Source organism: Bacillus sp. EKM501B (assembly GCF_011800505.1).
Classification (GTDB): Bacteria; Bacillota; Bacilli; order Bacillales; family Bacillaceae_G; genus Bacillus_A; species Bacillus_A cereus.
Genome location: NZ_JAALFZ010000087.1, coordinates 1 through 257, shown reverse-complemented (window position 1 = coordinate 257; position 257 = coordinate 1). Strand labels below are relative to the sequence as shown.

Here is a 257-nt window from a genome sequence, read left to right as displayed (position 1 = left end):
CGGCGAGCGAAACGGCAGGAGGGCAAACCGAGAAGTTTACTTCTCGGGGTTGTAGGACTGCGACATGGGACTTTAAAAGGATAGAAGAATTACCTGGGAAGGTAAGCCAAAGAGAGTAATAGCCTCGTATTTAAAATTCTTTTGAGCCCTAGCAGTATCCTGAGTACGGCGAGACACGCGAAATCTCGTCGGAATCTGGGAGGACCATCTCCCAACCCTAAATACTCTCTAGTGACCGATAGTGAACCAGTACCGTG

The 257-nt window shown here is 49.0% G+C and carries 1 rRNA gene; it reads left to right on the top strand.

What is annotated here, in order from left to right:
- Window positions 1–257: ribosomal RNA gene (locus HFD78_RS29245) — 23S ribosomal RNA — on the top strand; the annotation flags it as partial.